The sequence below is a fragment of the Longivirga aurantiaca genome, assembly GCF_042660085.1.
GTDB lineage: Bacteria > Actinomycetota > Actinomycetes > S36-B12 > CAIYMF01 > Longivirga > Longivirga aurantiaca.
Genome location: NZ_JBHSTI010000008.1, coordinates 1,109,213 through 1,129,262 on the forward strand (window position 1 = coordinate 1,109,213; position 20,050 = coordinate 1,129,262).

The window sequence follows — 20,050 nt, forward strand, 5'->3', positions numbered from 1 at the left end:
CGCCCACGGAACGGGATTGTCCGATGATCGGAGACCTCCGGGGTCTCGGTGATGCCGGAGGTCCCCGTGTTCGGACACAGGCAGCGACGTCGCGCCGCGCTGCCGGCTATCCGGCGCGGGCGACGAGATAGTCCGACCACCCGCGCAGGGTGCGCACCTGGTCGTAGTCGTTCTCGGGCACGTCGACGCCGGTCGTCTCGTGCACCCGCTCGACCAGGGTCAGGAAGTCCAACGAGTCCAGGTCGACGGCGTCGCGCAGGTCCTCGTCGTCCGGCACGGCCTCGATGTCGATCTCGGGCGCGATCTCGGCGATGAGGTCGAGCACCGCCGCCCGCGCGTCCATGGGGTTCACAGCTCCTCCGGCTTCTGCAGGGCGGCGTCGAGCGCCGCGAGGAATCGGCTTCCGCGGTGACCGTCGGTCACCCGGTGGTCGGCGGCGAGGGTCGCGACGACGACGGGCCGGACGGCGAGCATGCCGTCGACGGCCCACGGCCGGTCGACGATGCGGCCGAACCCGACCAGCGCGACCTGCGGCGGGTAGATGACCCCGTGCACGAGGTCGGCCCCCTGATCGCCGAGGTTGGTGACGGTCACCGTGGGCACGCTCATCTCCGAGCCCGTGAGCCGTCCGGCCCTGGCCCGGGTGGCGATGTCCTTGAGGCGCGCCATGAGCTCCTCGACCGTCAGCGTGTCGGCCTCGCGCAGGTTGGCGACGAGCAGACCGCCCGCACGAAGCGACACCGCGACCCCGAGGTCGACGTGCTCGTGCGGCTCGAAGTGCTCGTTGACGTAGAACCCGTTGAGCTCCGGGACGGCGAGCAGGCAGGTGGCGGTGGCCTTGAGCAGGAGCGCAGCCGGCAGCAGCCGCTCGGACGGCGAGCGGCCCTGGTTGCGCGCCGCCAGCCAGTCCAGCGACGCCTTCAGGTCGATCGTGGTCTCGAGGTAGTAGTGCGGGATCTCCCGCTTCGACCGAGCCATGAGCGCGGCTGTCGCGGCCTGCATGGCCTCTTTGCGCTCGGCGACGCGCACGTCCGCCGACCGCCCCGCGCGTGGCGGGGCCGCCGCCCCGGATGCCGCGGGCTCGGGCACGGCGGTCGTCGACGCGCGCTGGACGTCCTCGACGCTCACCGCACCCCGCGGCCCGGTGCCGACGAGGGAGGCGAGGTCGACGCCGAGCTGCTCGGCAAGGCGCCTCGCGCGGGGTGAGGCAGCCACGTGGGCGCCGACCCCTGCCGAGGTCGTGCGACCAGCGGGTGCAGCCGGAGCCGCGGGCACCGGGGCCGCCGGCTCGTGCGCGCTCCGGGCCTGGTCGGCGGCCCGCTCGACGTCGTGCCGCGTGACACCGCCGCCGCGGCCCGTGCCCTCGACCGCCTCGAGGTCGACGTGGAGGTCGTGCGCAAGGTGGCGCACGATCGGCGAGACGGGCGCGTGATGCGCATGCTCCGCGTGCGCTGCCGGCCCGTCCGCCGCGGGCGCCGATGCTGCGGGCTGCACCGGCGGCTCGGCGGGCGCGGTCGACGATCCGGCCCCGATGAGGGCCAGCGGCGATCCGACCGTCACCGTCGTGCCCGGCTCGACGAGCAGCCGCTCGACCACCCCGTCCTCGAAGGCCTCGATGTCGATTGCGCTCTTGACCGTGTCGATGACGGCGATGATCTGGCCGTGCGTCACGGCGTCGCCCGGACCGACCAGCCACTCGACGAGCGTCCCCTCGGTCATGTCCGCGCCGAGCGACGGCATCCGGAACTCACCCATCGCGGCCCACCGCCTCGTGCACCGCCGCGACGACGCGCTCCAGGCTGGGCAGCGCGGCCTCCTCGAGGTGCTTGGCGTAGGGGATGGGCACCTCGAGGGTGCAGACGCGGCCCACCGGCGCCTCGAGGTCGTAGAAGCAGTCCTCCATGATGCGGGCCGACACCTCGGCCGACATGCCCAGCGTGCGCCAGCCCTCGTCGACGACGACCGCGCGGTGCGTGCGCGCCACCGACTCGGCCACCGTGGCGCTGTCGAGAGGCCGCAGGACGCGCAGGTCGACGACGTCGGCGCCGATGCCCTCGGCCGCGAGGCGCTCCGCCGCGTCGAGGCACAGGCCCAGCGAGCCGCCGTACGTGACGAGCGTGATGTCGTCGCCGGCGCGCCTGATCCTGGCTCGGTCGATGTCGACCTCGGTGCCGGGTGCGGGCGCCGGGCCCTTGGCGTTGTAGAGCGATCCGTGCTCGACGATGATCACCGGATCGGGGTCGAGCAGCGCGGGCCACAGCATGCAGCGCGCGTCCTCGATCGTGGCGGGCGAGAGCACGCGCAGGCCGGGCACATGGGCGAACCAGTTCTCCAGCGAGTGCGAGTGCTGGGCCGCGAGCTGGCGCCCGCCGCCCGTGGTCATGCGCACCACCAGCGGCACCTGGAACTGCCCGCCGCTCATGTGCAGCAGCGCCGCCGCCGTGTTGACGAGCTGGTCCATCGCGAGCATGACGAAGTTGACCGTCATCACCTCGACGATGGGGCGCATGCCGCCCAGGGCGGCGCCGATGCCCGCGCCCACGAACGCCGACTCCGACAGCGGGGTGTCGCGCACGCGGTCCTCGCCGAACTCCTCGATCATCCCGAGGCTCACGCCGAACCCGCCGCCGTAGCGGCCGACGTCCTCTCCCATGAGGAACACTCGTTCGTCGCGCAGCATGGCCTCGCGCATGGCCTCCCGCACGGCCTCGCGGTAGGTGGTCTCCTGCACCGCGGTCTGGGTCATGACCTCACCTCCCGCTCGTGACGAAGGAGAGCAGCTCGTCGACCGGCTCGTCGGTGCCGGCCTGGGCGTAGGCGACGGCGTCGTCGATCACCGCGCCCACCCGGGCGTCGATCGCGGCGAGGTCGTCGTCGGTGGCGCCGTCGGCCAGCAGCCGGGCACTGAGCAGCAGGAGCGGGTCGCGCTCGCGCCAGTGCTCGATCTCGGCCTTCTCGCGATAGCGGTCGGCGTCGTACATCGAGTGGGCGCGGAACCGGAAGGTCTTCGCCTCGAGGAACACCGGGCCGCCGCTGTCGCGCACCAGCGAGACCGCCCGTCGTGCCGCGTCCCAGACGGCGAGCACGTCCATGCCGTCGCACGACCAGGCCGGCACCTCGTAGGAGGCCGCCTTCACCGCGAGGTTCGTCTCCGACTCGGACCGGTCGAGGGCGGTGCCCATCGCGTACAGGTTGTTCTCGCACAGGAAGAGCACGGGCAGATGCCACACCGCGGCGAGGTTGATCGACTCGTGGAACTCGCCCTCAGCCATGGCGCCTTCTCCGAAGAAGCACACGGTGACGCGGTCGCGGCCCTGCATCCGGTCGGCGAGGGCGAGGCCCACCGCCACCGGCAGCCCGCCGCCGACGATGCCGTTGCCGCCGTAGAAGCGGGTGGGCGCATGGAACAGGTGCATCGATCCGCCGCGCCCGCGGCAGACCCCCTCGGCCTTGCCGAGCATCTCGGCCATCACCGGTCCCACCGGCACGCCGCGTGCGAGCGCCTGCCCGTGGTCGCGGTAGGTGGCCACGACGGCGTCGTCCTGGCGCAGATGGTCCAGGACGCCGACGGCCACGGCCTCCTCGCCGATGTAGAGGTGCAGGAAGCCTCGGATGAGGCCGCCGCTGTAGAGCTCGACGCAGCGCTCCTCGAAGCGCCGGACGAGCAGCATGCGCTCGTAGAGCGCGAGATGGTCGGGCCCGGTGCGGTCGCTGCTGACGGGTGGTGCAGGCGTCGCCACGGGGGGCGGCGTACGACGTGAGGCGCTCATGCCAGGACCTCCAAGGTCGAGAGGTCGCCTTCCGGCAGCCCGAGCTCGCGTGCCTTGAGCAGGCGACGCATGATCTTGCCGCTGCGGGTCTTGGGAAGGTCCTGCTGGAACGTGATGTCGCGAGGGGCGACGGCATTGCCGAGCCGCGTGCGCCCGAAGCCGATGAGCTCTCGGCGCAGCGCGTCGCTGGGCTCGAAGCCGGGCTTGAGGGCCACGAAGGCCTTGACCACCTCGCCCACGATCGGGTCGGGCACGCCGATCACGCCGGCTTCGGCCACCGCCGAGTGCTCGAGCAGGGCGCTCTCCACCTCGAAGGGCCCGATGAGGTGACCGGCCGACTTGATGACGTCGTCGCCGCGCCCGACGAACCAGAACCAGCCTTCGGCGTCGCGGCGCACGAGGTCGCCGGACAGGTACCAGTCGCCGAGGAAGGCCGAGGCGTAGCGCTCGGGTGCGCCGATGTAGGAGCGCATGAGCGACGGCCACGGCGTGCGGAGCGCGAGCTCGCCGAGGGAGTCGGGCTCGTCGAGGCGCACGGGCCCCCCGTCGGCGCCGATCTCCACGTGGCCCTCGGCGTCGCGGGCGAGCACCGCCGCCTCGATGCCCGGGACGGGGCGTCCCATGGAGCCGGGCCGCACCGCGGAACCGTGGTAGTTGGCCACCATGATCGCGCCGGTCTCGGTCTGCCACCACGTGTCGCGGATCGGGCGGTCGAGCTCCGCGATGCCCCAGTGGACGACCTCGGGGTTGAGCGGCTCGCCCACGCTGGCGATGTGCCGCAGGGCCGACAGGTCGCGACCCTCGTGCGGCGCGGAGCCGGCCTTCATGAGCATCCGCAGCGCGGTCGGCGCGGTGTACCAGACGGTCACGCGCTCGCTCTCGAGCAGCTGGTACCACCGGCGCGCGTCGAACTCGAGCTCGTCCACGATGCACGTGACGCCGCAGGTGAGCGGGGCGATGACGCCGTACGACGTGCCCGTCACCCAGCCGGGATCGGCCGTGCACCAGAAGACGTCGTCGTCGTGCAGGTCGAGCACGAGGCGTGCCGTGGCGTGGTGGGCCACGACGGCGTCGTGCACGTGCACCGCGCCCTTCGGCGTGCCGGTCGTGCCGCTGGTGAAGTGGATGAGCGCCGGCTCCTCGGGATCGGTCGGCTCGGCCCTGAACGTGCCGGAGGTGCCCGGCCACAGCTCGGCGAGCGGAAGGACGCCCGGGCCGAGGCGCTCGGCCCCGACGAGCTCGGCGCTTCCCGGGCCGATGAGCAGCACGTGCTCCAGCTCGGGCAGCTCCGCGCGCAGGCCGTGCACGCGCTTGCGGTACAGCGCCGGCGTCGTGACGAGCAGCCGGGCATGGCCCATCGCCATCCGCTGCCGGATGGGCTCGGGGCCGAAGGCCGAGAACAGCGGGGAGAACACCGAGCGCGCCTTGAGCGTGCCCAGCAGCGCGACGTACAGGTCGGGGATGCGACCGGCCAGCCCGCAGACGAGGTCACCCGGCCCGACCCCGAGCCCGCGCAGCACCTCGGCGAACCTGCTCGTGCGCTCCGCGAGCTCGGCGTAGGTCCACGACTCGTCGACCCCGTCGGCACCGATGAACCGCAGCGCCTCGTGCTCGCCCCGGCCGTGGGCGACGTGGCGGTCGACCGCCTCGTGGGCGATGTTGCGCCCGCCGCCGGGCTGGCCGTCGAGCCAGGCCCGCGCCGAGTCCCAGGTGAAGGCAGCTCGCACGTCGTCGTAGTCGTCCATGAGACCGGCCTGCGTCGAGGGTTCCCGCCTAGTGGCCATGATCCACCGCCCTGGGACACGCCCCGTGGACGAACCGAGCGGCGTCCGCCTGTCGTGGGCACATGCTCCAGGACGTCGTCTCCACTGTGTCCCGCGTACATCATGGACCTGCCCGTTCGTGATCGTCCTGCCCAGCGCAGGATCCGGGCAGGTACGCCGAGAGCACGCCGACCGCCCGCTGGGACGGTGCGGCGGATCGGCACCGGGCGCGTCGTCCGGGCCGAGACCTCGCGGCCACCAGGGCTACCGTGGTGCCAACGAGGAGGCGAGTCTCATGAGCAGCGGTCACGTCATCGTCGGGGTCGACGCGTCACCCGCGTCGAAGGCGGCTCTGCGCTGGGCGGCGGACCACGCCGTGGCCAGGGGTCTGAGCCTCGAGGCCGTGGCGGTATGGGAGATCCCGGCCACCTTCGGCTGGGTGGGCGAGGAGGACCTCGACCCGACGGAGGCGGCTCGCAGGGGGCTGGAGTCCGTGGTGGCCGAGGTTGTCGGCACCACGCCGGAGGTGGAGATCACCGTCGCCCGCGGACACGCGGCGCTCGTGCTGGTCGAGGCCTCCGAACGGGCGGACCTGCTCGTGGTCGGCTCGCGCGGGATGGGAGGGTTCGCCGGGCTCCTGCTCGGGTCGGTGAGCCAGCACTGCGTGCAGCACGCGCACTGCCCCGTCGTGGTCGTCCGTGGCGAGCGGGGCGGGCAGTCCTAGCCGCCGTGCTCCGGCGTTGTCTGCTCCGGCGTTGTCACAGGCCGCTGGGCTCGGTCTCGTACTCGGGCTCGGTCGGGCGAGGTTCGTGGCGCAGGGGCACCAGGGCCGTCGTGGTGTCGAACCAGAGCAGCGCGTCGTAGCGCCCACCCATCCACGTCGGGACGTAGTTGCCGCTCTCGCGCGACGGGTCGTACACCACACCCACCGCGCGGTGCCCCGCCCACGTCGACAGCCAGGGGCCGGACCGGTCCTCGGGGAAGACGAGCGACGCCCGCCGGGGCAGGCACTGGTGCAGCACCCACTCGTGGCTTCCGGCGCGGGCCACCGGCAACGGCATGACGCGCTCGGGCTCGCCCCAGCCGCCCGCGGCCAGCACCGAGCCGCGGTGCGAGGCGAACCCCACCAGCACCACGCCGTCCGACTCGTGCCTCTCGCGCACGAGCTGGCCGACGGTGACGAGGCCGGCACGGGCCATGTCGGTCGCACGGGCGTCGCCGACATGCGTGTTGTGCTCCCAGACGACGCCGGCCGAGCCCGGGCCGAGATGGCGCGCGATGCGATCGATCGTGCCCGCCATGTGGTGGTCGCGGACGTTCCACGACGCGCGGTCGCCGCGCACCATCGCGCGGTAGTAGCTCTCGGCGTCGGCCGCGGCCTCCGCGTTGCAGGCTGCGTCGAACGCCAACTCGTCGTCGTCCGAGCGGACGCCGACCCTGCGCCGCACCTCGGTCAGCAGCGCGACCACCTCGTCCTCGCACGACTCCGGGATCAGCCGGGCGGCGCGTGCATAGCGGTGCGGGTCCTCGCCGTACGGCATGAAGCACCGCCACGCGTTCCACGCCGTGGGCAGGGCCTCGGGGTCGTGCTGCCCGAGCCATGCCATGGTGGCGCGCAGCGAGTCCCAGAGCGAGTAGACGTCGAGCCCGTAGAAGCCGACGCGCCGCTCGAGCGGGCGACCGCGGTTCGTCTCGCGCAACCACACGAGGAACTCACCGACGTCGTGGTTGGCCCACATCCAGGTCGGCCACCGGGAGAAGCGGCCGAGGAGCCCCCGGACGTCGAGATCCTGGTCGTCCTGCCCGCGCACCCAACGGTTGATCCGCCAGCAGTCCGGCCAGTCGCCCTCGACGCCGATCCACGTGACGCCTCGCTCCTCGACGAGGCGGCGCGTGAGCTGCGCCCGCCAGGCGTAGAACTCGTGGGTGCCATGCGACGCCTCGCCGATGCAGACGTAGCGCGCGTCACCGATCCGGGCCAGGAGCGGGTCGAGGTCGGCGGGCGTCTCCAGCGGGTGGGCGAGCGACCTGGCCTCGGCCGCAGCCGACTCGTAGGACTCGCCGGTGAACGTGGTCATGGCCGTCCCTCCTCGATCGGTTCGTGTCCCCTCCGTCCCAGGTGGCGCACGAACCAGTCGCGTGCGAACGAGGCAGCCTGGGCCAATGTCCCCGGCTCCTCGAACAGGTGCGTCGCCCCGGGCACCACGACCAGCTCGGTCGGGCACCGCAGCCGGGCCTGCGCAGCGCGGTTGAGCTCGAGCACGGCCCGGTCGTCGCCACCGACGATCAGCAATGTCGGTGCCCGCACCGCGGCGAGCGCGTGACCGGCCAGATCGGGCCGCCCTCCGCGGCTCACGACCGCGGCCACCCGCTCGGATCCGGCGGCGGCGACGAGCGCCGCGGCAGCCCCTGTGCTCGCACCGAAGTATCCGAGGCTCAGACCGTCGACCGCGGGCTGCTGCACGAGCCAGTCCGTCGCGGCGATGAGCCGTGCGGCGAGCGTCCCGATGTCGAACACCCGGGCGCGGTCCTGCTCCTCCTCGGGGGTGAGGAGGTCGATGAGCAGCGTCCCGAGCCCGGCAGCCTGCAGGACGTCGGCGACGTACCGGTTGCGCGGGCTGTGCCGGCTGCTTCCGCTGCCGTGCGCGAACACGACCAGGCCAGGTGCCCCGGGCGGGATCACCAGATGGCCCTCGAGCCGGCAGCCGGCGACGGGGACGAGCACCTTCTCGTCGTACGCCGCGCCCTCGGTGCCGGCCGCCCTCAGCAGGGCGACCACCTCCTCGTCGGAGGTCGGTGAGAAGTCCCGGTAGTGGTTGCCGACCGCCGTGAACCCCGGCGGCTCGGCCAGGCAGACGACCTCGTCGGCGTCGGGCAGCCGGTGCTCGACGCCCGGTGCGCCGACGGGCGCGGCGACGATCACGCGGCGAGCACCGAGGTGGCGGGCCACCAGGCAGGCGGCCCGCGCGGTCGACCCGGTGGCGATGCCGTCGTCGATCAGCAGAGCGATGCGGCCCGTGAGATCCAGGCGGGGCCGGCCGGGGCGGAACCGGCGCACGCGGTCCTCGAGCTCCGCGCGCTCGCGCGCCTCGACCCGGACGACGTCCTCGGGCCTGACGCCGGCGAGGCGCAGGATCTCCTCGTCGATGACCCGGACGCCGTCCTCTCCGAGAGCCCCCATGGCCAGCTCCGGCTGGTAGGGGACGCCGAGCTTGCGCACGACGATCACGTCGAGCGGCGCCCCGAGCTCCCGCGCCACCTGAGCGGCGACCGGCACACCACCACGAGGGAGCCCGAGCACGACGAGGTCGGGGCCGCGGAACCGGGCCAGCTGCTGGGCCAGAAGACGACCGGCCTCGATACGGTCGGCGAACGCCACCATCACGCACCTCCCGAGCGCGTCGCACGCGTCCGGCGCGGGGGCCGTGCGGCCTCGCCCGCACCTTCATTCTGGCACCACCGAGCGGCGACATGCCCGCCCTCGCACGGGGATCCCGTGCGCCGACGAGCGCCTCAGCCGCCAGCACGGTGTGGTGGCGAGCTTCTCGCGCGCGCTCACCGAGGGCCTGCACGTCGACCAGACCCAGGCCGAGTTCGACGCGGCGCTCGACGCCTCGATCGCGAGCATCTTCCGCGCCTCGCTCACCTGACCCGGACCAGCGGCCGGCATCGCACGCTCAACCGGTGGGCGGCGGGACGACCATCACCGGGCAGGCCGCGCCGTGGACCAGGGCGGCGGTCACCGAGCCCTGCCGCATCCCGAGGAAGTGGCCGCGTCCGTGGGCCCCGACCACGACGAGCTGAGCGGTCTGCGCTGCCTGCAGGAGCGCCGACGCCGGGTGCGCCTGGATCACGCGCATGTCGACCTCGAGGTCGGGGTAGTCGGCGCCGATCTCGTCCACCATCTGCGCGGCCAGCTGCTCGGCGCCCGCCTGCAGCTCGCGGGCCAGGTCGGGCGGTGGGAGGTAGATCCCGTAGCCGGTGGGGTTGAGGTCCTGCCATGCATGCACCATGAGCAGCCGCGAGCCGCGGCACGACGCCTCGTCGGCCGCAGCCCGGAGGGCGGCGTACGACGCCTTCGAGCCGTCGACGCCCACCGCGATGGGCCCGGTCGAACGATCAGCAGTCCCGTGCACGACCACGGCGGGGCAGTGCGCCTGCGCGCTCACGTGCCGGCTGACGGAGCCGAGCAGCACCTCGGCGACGCGCGAGCGACCGCGCGCTCCGACCACCACCATGCTCGCCTCCCCGCTCGCCGTCAGCATCGCCGACGCGGGATGCCCCGCGACGTGCTGGGCCGTGACCACCAGCTCCGGCCACGCGCGTGTCACGCGGGTGACTGCGTCGTCGACGTACCCGGGGCGACCGCCCACGGTCGGGGTCGGGACCGCGGGAACGCCCGGCGTGACCGCCACCCAGTTGGGCTCGATCACGGTGAGCACGACGAGCGGCAGGCGGCGGAGCGCCGCCTCGTGGGCCGCCCAGTCCACGGCGGCGGTGGCTCCCGGGGACCCGTCCGTGCCGACGATGATCGGGAGTCTCGACCTGGTCATCACGCACCTCCTCGAGGAGGTGGCGCCACCATCGGGAGCCGACGCGGGCGTCCTGCTCCTCTACCCCGATTCTGCGCCCGCCGACATGCGGATGCCACAGCAGGAGGGCTCGCAACCGCGTCGAGGCGCGTAGGTGGGTGGCGGATCCGTCGCAGGGCGCACGCTGGCTACCCGGGTAACCAGCGAGGCGCGTAGGTGGGTGGCGGATCCGTCGCAGGGCGCACGCTGGCTACCGGGGTAACCAGCGAGGCTCGTGGGTGAGTGCGGAATCTGTCGCAGAGCGCACGCTGGTTACCCGGGTTGGCGGGTGCGAGGCGGCTACTCCGCGGCCAGGGTGCGCAGCTCGGCGATGGCCTTGCCCGCAGTCCTGAGGTAGTACCACGGCCAGTCCTGGATGCGGTCGCCGAGCGCGTCGATCTGGTGTGCGCCCTCGGCCTTGTTCTCGCTCACGTACGACGTCATCGCGAAGGTGTTGCGGGCGATGACTCCGGCGGCGTCGTCGGGGAAGCCGGGCAGCCACGAGGAGGCCGCGGCGTCAGCGAGCTCCTGTGCGACGGCCGCCGAGGAGATGTAGCCGCGCGGAGGCTTGCCGCTGACCCAGTACTCGAGGTGCGCGATGCCGATCAGCTCGTTGAGCGGCGACGGCGCGGAGGTGTCGCGGTGCTCCCGGGCGAACGCGAACATCTGCTCGTGGCTGCCGCTCCACTTCTCGCAGATGCCCTGCAGCGCCTGCTCGTGCAGGGCGAGGAACGACTGCCCGCCCGCCGCGACACCGCGGTCGAACCGGGCCCTTACCTCCGACGGGCCGTACTGCAGACCACGGCCGAGGAGTACGGCGGTGCACCACGACAGGGGAGCGCTCGCCCACGGGGTGAGCGCAGGCTGCAGCACCCGCTCGGCCGCCTCGAGGTAGCCGAAGAACCCCTCGAACTTGCGGGCGCCGACCGTCTCGGCCATCCCGTGGCCGCGGATCGCCCAGCCGGCCTGCACGAGCGCCTGCGCGTAGACGGTCGAGGCGAACGGGTCGTCCTGCTTCGTGTCGTACCACGCCTGGATGCGGTCGAGGTCGGCCGCGTCGTTCATCCGCGTCAGCGCCGCGTGGATGTCGTCGAGGCTCTCGGCACGGGCGGCGATGCCCTCGAACTGCGCGATCTCGCCCGCCTTGCCCGCCGCCAGGGCCTCGGTGACCGTCGCGATCCCGAGGTCGGGGCTCTCCACGAACCTGGTGCTCGGCTTGGACGTGCGCGAGAACAGACCCACGACTTCCCCCTTCGATGTGCGGCCGATCGTAGGGCGCGGGCTCCGCTCAGGCGTGGTTCGGCGTACGTCGGGTGTCGAGCGTGTTCCGGGGCGCGCGCTCGGCGTACCCGGGTAACGGGAAAGGGGCGTAGCTGAGTGCCGAATCCGTCCCAGAGCGCACGCTGGTTACCCGGGTAACGGCCGATCAGTCGGTGGGGAGCGCGGGGCGGTGCATCACGGCCCAGGTGGGCGCGACCTCGACGCGGTCGTGGTAAGCCTTCGCGTCGCCGTCGCCGCGACCTCGACCGCGCACCTCACGGGTTCCCGCCGTCGCATCGGGGTCGCCCAGCCTGCTGGCGGCGGACGCCCGGACCGACGCGTGGGGCACCCCGGGCAAATGCCCGATGCGGCCCCGAGCCGGCGTCCCTAGCGTCGCGGCGAGGTCGGGGAGGCTCAACGATGATGGGACGAACAGTGCGGGGCAGTCGGGCACGGGGTCGTACGGCTGGATCACCTCTTCGTCGCGGCGTGGTGGGCGCCTGCGTCCTCGCCCTCACCGCGTCGTTGCTGTCGATGACAGGGGCAGGCAGCGCGGTGGGTGCCTCCCTTCCCGCGGCCGTGGTCGCACCTCAGGCCGTGGACGCCGCTGCTGCCGTCCCGGCCAACGTGACCGTCGGGCGAGGGCACGCCTGCGCCCTCATGGCGACCGGATACGTGTGGTGCTGGGGGCGCAACGACCGCGGCCAGCTCGGCTACCCGAGCGCGACGACCCCCGGCGAGCCGCGCCCGGTGCCCGGCATCTCCACGGCGGTGCAGGTGGTCGCCGGCGATCTGCACACCTGCGCCCGGCTCACCGATGGCACGGTGAAGTGCTGGGGGGCCAACGGTTCGGGTCAGCTCGGCAACGCCTTGACCGTCGACAGCTCGGCGCCGGTCGCAGCGATTGGGCTCTCGGGGGTCACCGATCTCACGGCTGGACGGGCGCACACGTGTGCCGTCGCGAACGGCCTCGTCTCGTGCTGGGGATCGAACGGGTTCGGCCAGCTCGGGCTCGGCAGTGTGCGCGAAGCGCGCCTCGGCCTGACCCAGTTGGCGCAGTTCTATGCGATCGGCGTCGGTTCGAACGCCACGGACGACAACGGGGACCTCGTGCTCTCCGACGCAGCGACCAACGGCACGCTCGGCAGCGGATCGGTCGTCCGGTACGGCGACGACGGCGTGATCAAGTCGTTCTGGAGCATCCCCGGAAGCACTCTCGTAGGTGGCGTCGCAACCGCCCGCGACGGGTCGCGCACCTACGTCGCCAGCGCGTTCCCGGGTCAGGCCGTGGTCTGGGTGCTGTCCGGTACGACGACGATCGAACGCACGTGGAGCCTGGTGAGCAGCGTCCCGGGCTGCGTGACTGCGAGCTGCAGCGTCGTCGGCCTGACCACCGACGCCAACGGCACGGTCTACGCCGCGGTTCAGCGGTTCGATGGGGCCGGCGTCTCTCGAGCCTCGTTCATCGCGTCGGCGTCGAAGGAGGGACTCCCGCTCGGCGTGACCGATGTGACCGCTCAGATGACCGTCATCTCCGACGTCACCTGGGTCCCGGGGGCGAACCGGGGGACGGTGTGGGTGCTCGGTACCAACCTGGTCAACCCGTCGCCCTTCAACCCGTCACCCACCCTGTCGTCCTTCGCCATCCCGGCCACCGCCGGCTCGTCCCTGGTCTTCCTCAACAAGAAGTCGGCGTACGCCGCGGTGGAGAGCTGCGTGCCCTCGGAGGATTACGTGCTGGCGGATCAGACGACGCTCAGCGGCACTGCCTTCTACCGCCACCGACACACGTACCCGCTCGTCAACAGCCTCCGCCTCGGAACCGCAGCGGACGGCCAGCTGCTGCTCTCGGCCGACTACTCCCAGGGCCGGCGTCTGGAGAACACCTTCACGACCAACCCTGCGGCCCCGGTGGACATCCAGACCAACTACACCAACGAGACGCCTGCCGAGGTCGCAGACTGCGTGATGGTCGTGGACCCCGCGGCCTCGTCAACGCAGGCAGCCAGCGTGGTCTTCACGGTCCGGGGCAGCGCGGGCGATCTCACGGATCTCCGGAAGCCGTTGGACGCAACGGAGTCCGGTGATGGCGGCATCATCGTCTCCGACCCCTCGTACGCCGCTGCCAGCCCCGCGAGGCTCCAGCGCTTCAACGCGGTGGGCTCGGTCACTCAGTGGGGCCGGGTGCCGATCCGCACGATCCCGACGCCGCTGATGCCGTTGCAGGCCCTGCAGCCCGGGCAGGCTGCACCGACCATGAGCAGCGTGTTCGCGGGTGCGCATCACACGTGCGCTTCCGGCGTCGTGAACGGCCAGCCGACCACGCTGTGCTGGGGCAGCAGCTCCTCCGGCCAGACGGGATGGCCCGCCTCGGGCGCGTCGGCCCTGCGCTTCGGCCTCCCTCCGTCGGACACCGGCGACCAGAGCAGCTTCCCGATCGCCATGCCCGTGATCGGCGCCGGAGTGGGCAGCGGCGGTCTGGCGCACACGTGCATCGCCCAGAACGGGTCGCCTCGTCAGATGACCTGCTGGGGCGCCAACGACAGCGGCCAGACGCGGCTCAACACGGTCGAGGGCGACATCTGGCGGAACGGCGGCACTCCCACGACCGTGCCGGTGACCGAGCTGGACTCAGGCGACCTCACCACGTGCACGATCGAGTCCACCGACCTGAAGCGCGTGCAGTGCTACGGATCGGACGCTTACGGGCAGACCTCGGTGCGTCCGGGCGCGTGCCTGAACAACCTGGACTTCGTGCAGACGGCCGGCTGCCAGCAGGTCGGTGGAGCGATGCACATCTCCGCCGGGCCTACCACGACGTGCGCTGCGACCGCCACCGGCATCGTCTGCTGGGGCGACAACGCGTGGGGGACTCTGGCGACGTATGGCTCGCCTCTGGGCGCCGTCGGCGTCCCGCTCGAGGTGCCGAGCACGTTCATCGTGAGCGCCCCCGCGACGCTCGATGGAAGCCTCGTGGCGCGGTTCGGCACCAACCTGGACGCGCTCGACGCCACGACCGACGTGGTGCTCCGCGTCAAGGGATCGGCGAGTGCCCTGGCAAGCACGAAGAGTGTGTCGGCCGACCGTCGGACAGTGAGCATCAAGCCGGCAGCGCCACTCGTCGCCGGGCAGCAGTACGAAGTCGCAGTCAACACCGGCAGCGCCACAGCGCTCACCTCCGGCGGCCTGCCGCTGACCCCGTCCGTGGTGAGTGCCAGAGCCGCGACGGCGCTGGGTGACACCAGCCCGGCCAATACGGCGGCCTGGCCAAAGGTCAGCAGCAGCACAGCCCTGGGGGGCTCGTACGTGACGGAGCGGACGGCAGGAGCATCCGCGAAGTTCGCGTTCACGGGCAGCTCCGTCGCCCTGCTGACGCGCAAGGGGCCGAGCCAGGGCAAGGTCGTGGTCTCGGTCGGCGCGGTATCCAAGACGTTGGACCTGTACTCCGCCACTGCCGTCAACCGGTTCAAGGTCGCCCTCACCGGTCTCGGCGCCGGCCCCCACACGCTGACGGTCAAGGTGCTGGGCACCCGCAACACCAGGTCGACGGGCACCTCGGTGGCGATCGACGGGTTCTCGGTGGGAGCGGTCACCTCGGCCACGCCGACCTTGACTCCTTCCTGGGCAGCTGTGTCCTCCTCGACCGCTTCGGCGAAGCGATACGTCCGCTCCCAGCAGGCAGGCGCCACGTACACGGTCACGTTCCGCGGCACACGCATCAACTGGCTGACGTTCGTAGGCCCCGACTTCGGTGACGCCAAGGTCGTGATCGACGGGAAGGCGAAGGGGACGTTCGCGCTCTACGCGACGGCCACGAAGGCCCGCACGGTCGCCTTCACGGGGCTGACCGACGCGGTGCACAAGCTGACCGTCACCGTCGCGGGCACGGGCACGGGCACCAAGGACTTCGTCGCAGTCGACGGTTGGACCGTCTCATGAGCACCGCAACCCGTGTCCGCCTCACCTCGAAGGGCTCCATGCCGATGTCTCGCTTCACCGCCCTCCTCTGCGTGGGTGTGATGCTGTCCCTCGGGCTGGGTGCGGCGTCCTCCTACTCCTCTGGCGCCGAGGCGGCGACCGCAACGGCGACCGCGGCGGTTGTCCCAGCGGCGGCACCGGCGCCGGGCAGCGAGTGCCTCGATGACGTGACCGGCGAGTCCGAGCCGTGCGACTTCGGGATGGAGCCGGTGCGCTTCCCGTCCGGTCGCACGATCGGCGAGTACGAGAGCGCGGTGCTGACCCGCAGCGCGGCCAACCGCGCCTCGACCGTGTCGATGAACGACTTCACCACCGGGGTCCTGCTCGGCTCCTGCGTCCCTGACGTCGCATCGTGCGGCCTGGACAACCGCGTCCGAGTCGGCGACGACGGCCCGTTGTACACGGACGCGACCCCGGTCCTCCCGTCGTCGGCGTCGACCACCGTCGGTGACACCGCCGTGGCGAAGGCCGACTTCAATGGCGACGGCCGCGAGGACGTCGTCACTGCGGCGCTGTGCCCCGTGCTGGGAGGCGGCACGCCGAGCGAGATCTGCCTTCGGGCGTACGACCCTGACACGGACTCGTGGTCGTCGTGGAGCCCGACGGGTCTGGTGGCGGACTCGGTGAAGGCCGTGGGACGCATCAAGCTCGCTGCCGGACGGATCGCGCAGACGACGGCGAAGGTGACGGGAGCGTCCTTCACCACGTCGGCTGACGGCTCGAACCTCCTCATGCGCCTCACGACGGACATCCCCCACCGCCTCACCACGAGCGATGCGCTGCGGTTCGACGCGGCCGGCGTGGCCGAGCTTGCTTCCGCGCTGTGCCTTCCGGCCGATGACGACGGCACCGAGCCGTTGTGCGCGGGAGATCTCGCCGAGGGGCTGTGGCCGATCGAGTCGATCGCGACCGATCGCCTCTCCTTCGTCGTGGCACTGGGGACGCTTCAGGACGCGAGCGCCACGGCGACCTGCCCTCCGGAGGGCTTCCGCTGCCTCGCGGACGGCACCCGTGAGCCCTTGGACTGGAGCAGCGACACCGGGTTCGGCGTCACGGGGACCAACCAGGGCCTCGCCGTGGCCTGGGTCGCGCCTTCGGCCTCGGTGCAGCTCGCGACGTTCATCGTCCGACTGGGCACGACGGCGCCGTTCTCTCTCAGCGACGTCCACTCCGTCGGTGTGAGCACAGGTGCCCGACAGCCGCTCGACGTCGTGACGGGGGACTTCAACGGGGGAGCCCCCGACGAGATCGCAGTCGGCTTCGGCAGCACCTGCACCGGCCTTGCCTGCCTGCGCGTGCGCATCTTCCGCTGGAACGACTCCAAGCAGCTGGTCCCTGTCGGAGCGGCCAACGCACCCGCGGATGCTCCGAAGATGTCCGGAAACGCGAATCTGACCGTGTCGTCCGTCTCCCTCGCGTCCGGGCGGCTCACCAAGGCTGCCGGGACCAACCTCGACGGCGACGACCTGCTCGTCGCCGTCCAGAGCACCAGCGGAACGATCGGGTGCCCGGTGCTGCAGGCGTGCATGGCCAGGTACGCCATCACGTACGACGTCGCAGGGGACTTCGTCCCGAAGGCAGCTGCAACCACGCTGATCGAGACGGGCAGCGAGGGTCTGGTCGCTTCCCGGTACTCGTTCGTGGCCGCCGCCGCCGACTTCGACGGTGACGGCATGGACGACCCGGTCATCGGGAGGACCACGACCCAGCTCCTCGGCACTACCGAGAGCCGGGCCGCCTTCACGGTGATCACGACCCTGTCGTCGACAGGCACCCGCCTGACGTTCAACGGGGACGACGACATGCGCGCTGTCGGTGTCGGCGGCTCAGGACAGCTGGCGCTCGCAGCCGGGCAGGTCGGGTCTCTCGAGGACGCGAGCAGCCAAGGCTTCCCGAACGCGATCAACCCCGACATCGTCCTCGCGTGGACCTGCGTAGACACGGCCTCGTGCGGAGCTTCGGCGAGCGGCTCCAGCGTCGCCATCCTGCCGATCGCCGTGAAGATCCAGGCGACGCCTGAGTTCTTCCCCAAGGGCAAGGACAAGCTCAGCCCGAGCGACGACGGCGGCATCCCGAGCGTCCTGCCCGCGGCGCCGCTCCCTGCGACGTACAACGCGATCACGAGCGAGGCGACGCACGTGGCGCTCGCCCTGCCCGACCTGGATGCGGACAGCCAGACGCTGGGGACGCCTGTCACCTACGTGACCGTCGGCGAGGTCCGGCCCCTCATGATCCTGCGCTCGCCGCCCGTCCACTTCGACGCGTTCCCGGCGCTCATCACGAACGACGGCAAGGTCTCCTTCACCGAGACCCGAGACACCAACGGGTGCTTCGGCGCGAAGACTCCGTCCGACTGCGACGTCGCCACCGTGTACTCGTCGACGTCGACGCTCACCAGCTCGATCGCAGGAAGCATCAACAACTCGTGGGGCATCGGGGGATCGGTCGGCTTCAACACATGGTTCGGCGATACCAAGGAGACGAAGGCCGGCGTCACGAAGTGCCAGACCGGTGTCTGCGCCGAGCTGACCGTCCTGCTGGAGACCGAGTACAACGGGGAGCAGGCCGACACCACCAAGGCCGGCACCAACTTCACGTACTCGTTCAGCAAGACCGCTCTCGCCGGCTCCGACGAGGTTCTCGCCTTCACCGCAGCGACCGAGACGACCGAGTACCCGATCTACCCCGGCACGTCCGTCTTCGGTGGCGAGCTCGAGCCGGGGCGGTACGTCCGCGTCGACAGCCCCGTCCAGTCGACGCTGGCATGGCGCAGCGCGACCGACCCGGAGATCACCTCGAGCGGCTGGCAGCACTCGGTGCCGGGCAACATCCTCTCCTACCCCAAGTCCGCGAACACGCTCCCGACCGACACGAAGGCGGTCAAGGAGGCGGAGAAGATCGGCCCGCAGACCGTGCGGATCACCACGACCGGCGATCACGGATACACCTGCTCCCTCGCCGGCTTCACCACGACCGACGGCACCCGTCAGCTCGCGCCGCCGGGATACCTGTCGAAGTTCCCCTGTGCGGCCGACGCCAGGCTTGAGACCGTCTCACTGAGCGGTTTCGGGGACGGGGCCTCGGGTCTCAACGGGAAGTCCTTCAAGGTGACGCAGATCGATTCGGCCAACGAGCTTCAGTTGCAGTCGTCGAGCACGCTCTCGGCCGTCGACTGGACAGCCGGAGCTTCTGGCTGCACGACCGGTTGCGGGAACGGCAGCCTCAAGAGGCTTCCTGGCGCGCTCGACAGGACGGCCCAGACCGTCGGGAGCTCTGCGACCAACTTCTCCGTGGAGTTCTCGGACACCAGCGAGTTCGAGGCTGCTGCATCCTGGTCGCTCAACACCTCTCTTTCCGCCGATCTGCAGCTCAGCGGCGGCGGCGCGGCCCTCGGTGGGGCCGGAGTTGCCATCAAGCTGAAGGGTAACTACCAACGGTCCGAGGGAGCCACCCGCAGCGTGGCGATGCTGGCTGGCACCAAGTTCGAGGCCACCATCCCGCCGGTGTCCGAGACGGGCACGCGCTACGTCGTGCAGCCGTTCCTCACGTCAGACCCGCGCACCAACGCCATGACGTTCGACTGGACGGCTTCCTGCGACATCCACTGCAACACCGGTGTGTGGAACTCGTACCTCTACCAGCCGGACCTGGCCTTCGCCCTGCCCGAGCTGCTCAACCCGTACAAGACCCCCAACAACACGGGTGACAACTACGTCAACATGCTGCGCTCGCCCGACTTCCAGACGTGGAAGTGCCGGGACGACGCGACGCTCAAGCAGAAGGTCTGCACGGCACCTCCGCTGGCAGTGGCCGGCAAGGCGTCGACGATCTCGACGACCGTCCACAACTACAGCCTCAAGGCATACGCGAGCTCGACCAAGCCCATCACCATCCGGTACTACGTCGGAGACCCCGCGCGAGGTGGCTACCCCGTCCTCGACGCTCCGGTGCCGTCGTCGCCGGGCTGCGGCTTCGCCTACTGCATCACCCCGCAGGGCGAGGTCAACGTCCTGAGCGACTGGGTTCCCGCCCTCGGCCTCTCCGGACGTGGGACGACCGCGGCCCCGCTGCCGATCTACGCGGTGATCCGCACGACCATGCCCGAGGTGCATCCCTGGACGGCGCCTATCAGCCTCGCCGACTGCGACGCGACGTACCCCAACCTCGCCGGTGCGATTCCGGAGTACCGCGAGCCTGGGGGCACGGCCAAGCGCCCGTCCCTCTGCCCGACCACCAACAACCAGGCGTACTTCCCGATCCGGTTCGGCGGGAAGCCGGCTCAGCCGACCGACCTGTCGGTGTACTCGTCAGGCGTGGTCGTGTCCCAGGACGGGCGGTCCGCCTCCATCAAGGTCAAGTCCTCGTCCGCCATCACCGGGAAGCGGGCCATCATCCGGATCTGGGCCTGCCCCACCACCTCCACCTGCCTGCCGCAGACGCTCCCGATCCCCAAGAACGCATCGGCGGCATCGGGCTGGGGGAAGACGGTCAGCCTCACGATCGCCAAGGGCGGGACGCAGACGATCACCATGCCGTTGAACACGAGCGGCGCCAAGAACATCACGGTGCAGGTGATCCCGCTCGACGTGTGGGAGCGCCCGGGTGGCCCGGCGCTCAACCAGCCGGGGCAGCTCGGCAACAACCAGGTGACCAAGGTCGTCACGATCGGGTGACGAGATCGGTGGGCACCGCCGCTCCGCCCCGGGGC

At 71.5% G+C, this 20,050-nt stretch carries 12 protein-coding genes and 1 pseudogene; 4 read left to right on the forward strand and 9 right to left on the reverse strand.

Annotated elements, in window-relative coordinates; genetic code table 11:
• Positions 1-106 precede the first annotated feature (106 nt).
• Genes ACFQGU_RS09190 through acsA form a run of 5 tightly spaced genes read right to left on the reverse strand, consistent with a single transcriptional unit; the run spans position 107 to position 5,515 of the window.
• Positions 107-343: an acyl carrier protein gene (locus ACFQGU_RS09190; RefSeq protein ID WP_386765913.1), complete on the reverse strand. Its 237-nt coding sequence runs from the start codon at positions 341-343 to the stop codon at positions 107-109.
• 5 nt (positions 344-348) lie between these two features.
• Entirely contained in the window at positions 349-1,755 is a 1,407-nt protein-coding gene (locus ACFQGU_RS09195) for a dihydrolipoamide acetyltransferase family protein (RefSeq protein WP_386765915.1), read from the reverse strand.
• Complete coding sequence (locus ACFQGU_RS09200) at positions 1,748-2,746, reverse strand: alpha-ketoacid dehydrogenase subunit beta (RefSeq protein WP_386765917.1); 999 nt, start codon at positions 2,744-2,746, stop codon at positions 1,748-1,750. The genes ACFQGU_RS09195 and ACFQGU_RS09200 overlap by 8 nt, the downstream gene beginning before the upstream one ends.
• 4 nt (positions 2,747-2,750) lie before the next feature.
• Complete coding sequence (pdhA, locus tag ACFQGU_RS09205) at positions 2,751-3,770, reverse strand: pyruvate dehydrogenase (acetyl-transferring) E1 component subunit alpha (RefSeq protein ID WP_386765919.1); 1,020 nt, start codon at positions 3,768-3,770, stop codon at positions 2,751-2,753.
• Positions 3,767-5,515, reverse strand: coding sequence for an acetate--CoA ligase (gene acsA / locus ACFQGU_RS09210; protein WP_386765921.1), 1,749 nt, complete (start codon positions 5,513-5,515; stop codon positions 3,767-3,769). Before acsA ends, pdhA begins: the two co-directional genes overlap by 4 nt.
• Before the next feature lie 313 nt (positions 5,516-5,828).
• Between acsA and ACFQGU_RS09215 the strand changes: the two genes are divergently transcribed.
• The gene (locus ACFQGU_RS09215; protein ID WP_386765923.1) at positions 5,829-6,257 is read left to right on the forward strand and encodes a universal stress protein; all 429 of its coding nucleotides are present in this window, start codon (positions 5,829-5,831) and stop codon (positions 6,255-6,257) included.
• Positions 6,258-6,291: 34 nt separating this feature from the next.
• Here ACFQGU_RS09215 and ACFQGU_RS09220 read toward each other — a convergent pair whose 3' ends face one another.
• Positions 6,292-7,611, reverse strand: a complete 1,320-nt coding sequence (locus ACFQGU_RS09220; protein ID WP_386765925.1) for an erythromycin esterase family protein — start codon at positions 7,609-7,611, stop codon at positions 6,292-6,294.
• On the reverse strand, positions 7,608-8,915 hold the full coding sequence (locus tag ACFQGU_RS09225) for a phosphoribosyltransferase family protein (RefSeq protein WP_386765927.1): 1,308 nt from the start codon (positions 8,913-8,915) through the stop codon (positions 7,608-7,610). The genes ACFQGU_RS09220 and ACFQGU_RS09225 overlap by 4 nt, the downstream gene beginning before the upstream one ends.
• Before the next feature lie 118 nt (positions 8,916-9,033).
• Between ACFQGU_RS09225 and ACFQGU_RS09230 the strand changes: the two are divergent.
• A pseudogene (locus ACFQGU_RS09230) lies at positions 9,034-9,183 on the forward strand (fructose bisphosphate aldolase); the annotation flags it as partial.
• A gap of 27 nt (positions 9,184-9,210) precedes the next feature.
• On the opposite strand, the gene ACFQGU_RS09235 reads toward ACFQGU_RS09230, so the two are convergent.
• On the reverse strand, positions 9,211-10,086 hold the full coding sequence (locus ACFQGU_RS09235; RefSeq protein WP_386765929.1) for a universal stress protein: 876 nt from the start codon (positions 10,084-10,086) through the stop codon (positions 9,211-9,213).
• A 318-nt stretch (positions 10,087-10,404) separates the two neighbouring features.
• Complete coding sequence (locus ACFQGU_RS09240) at positions 10,405-11,346, reverse strand: hypothetical protein (protein ID WP_386765931.1); 942 nt, start codon at positions 11,344-11,346, stop codon at positions 10,405-10,407.
• 507 nt (positions 11,347-11,853) lie between these two features.
• On the opposite strand from ACFQGU_RS09240, the gene ACFQGU_RS09245 reads away from it, so the two are divergent.
• Entirely contained in the window at positions 11,854-15,303 is a 3,450-nt protein-coding gene (locus ACFQGU_RS09245; RefSeq protein WP_386765933.1) for a hypothetical protein, read from the forward strand.
• Positions 15,300-20,015, forward strand: coding sequence for a hypothetical protein (locus ACFQGU_RS09250; protein ID WP_386765935.1), 4,716 nt, complete (start codon positions 15,300-15,302; stop codon positions 20,013-20,015). The genes ACFQGU_RS09245 and ACFQGU_RS09250 overlap by 4 nt, the downstream gene beginning before the upstream one ends.
• The last annotated feature ends 35 nt before the right edge of the window (positions 20,016-20,050 follow it).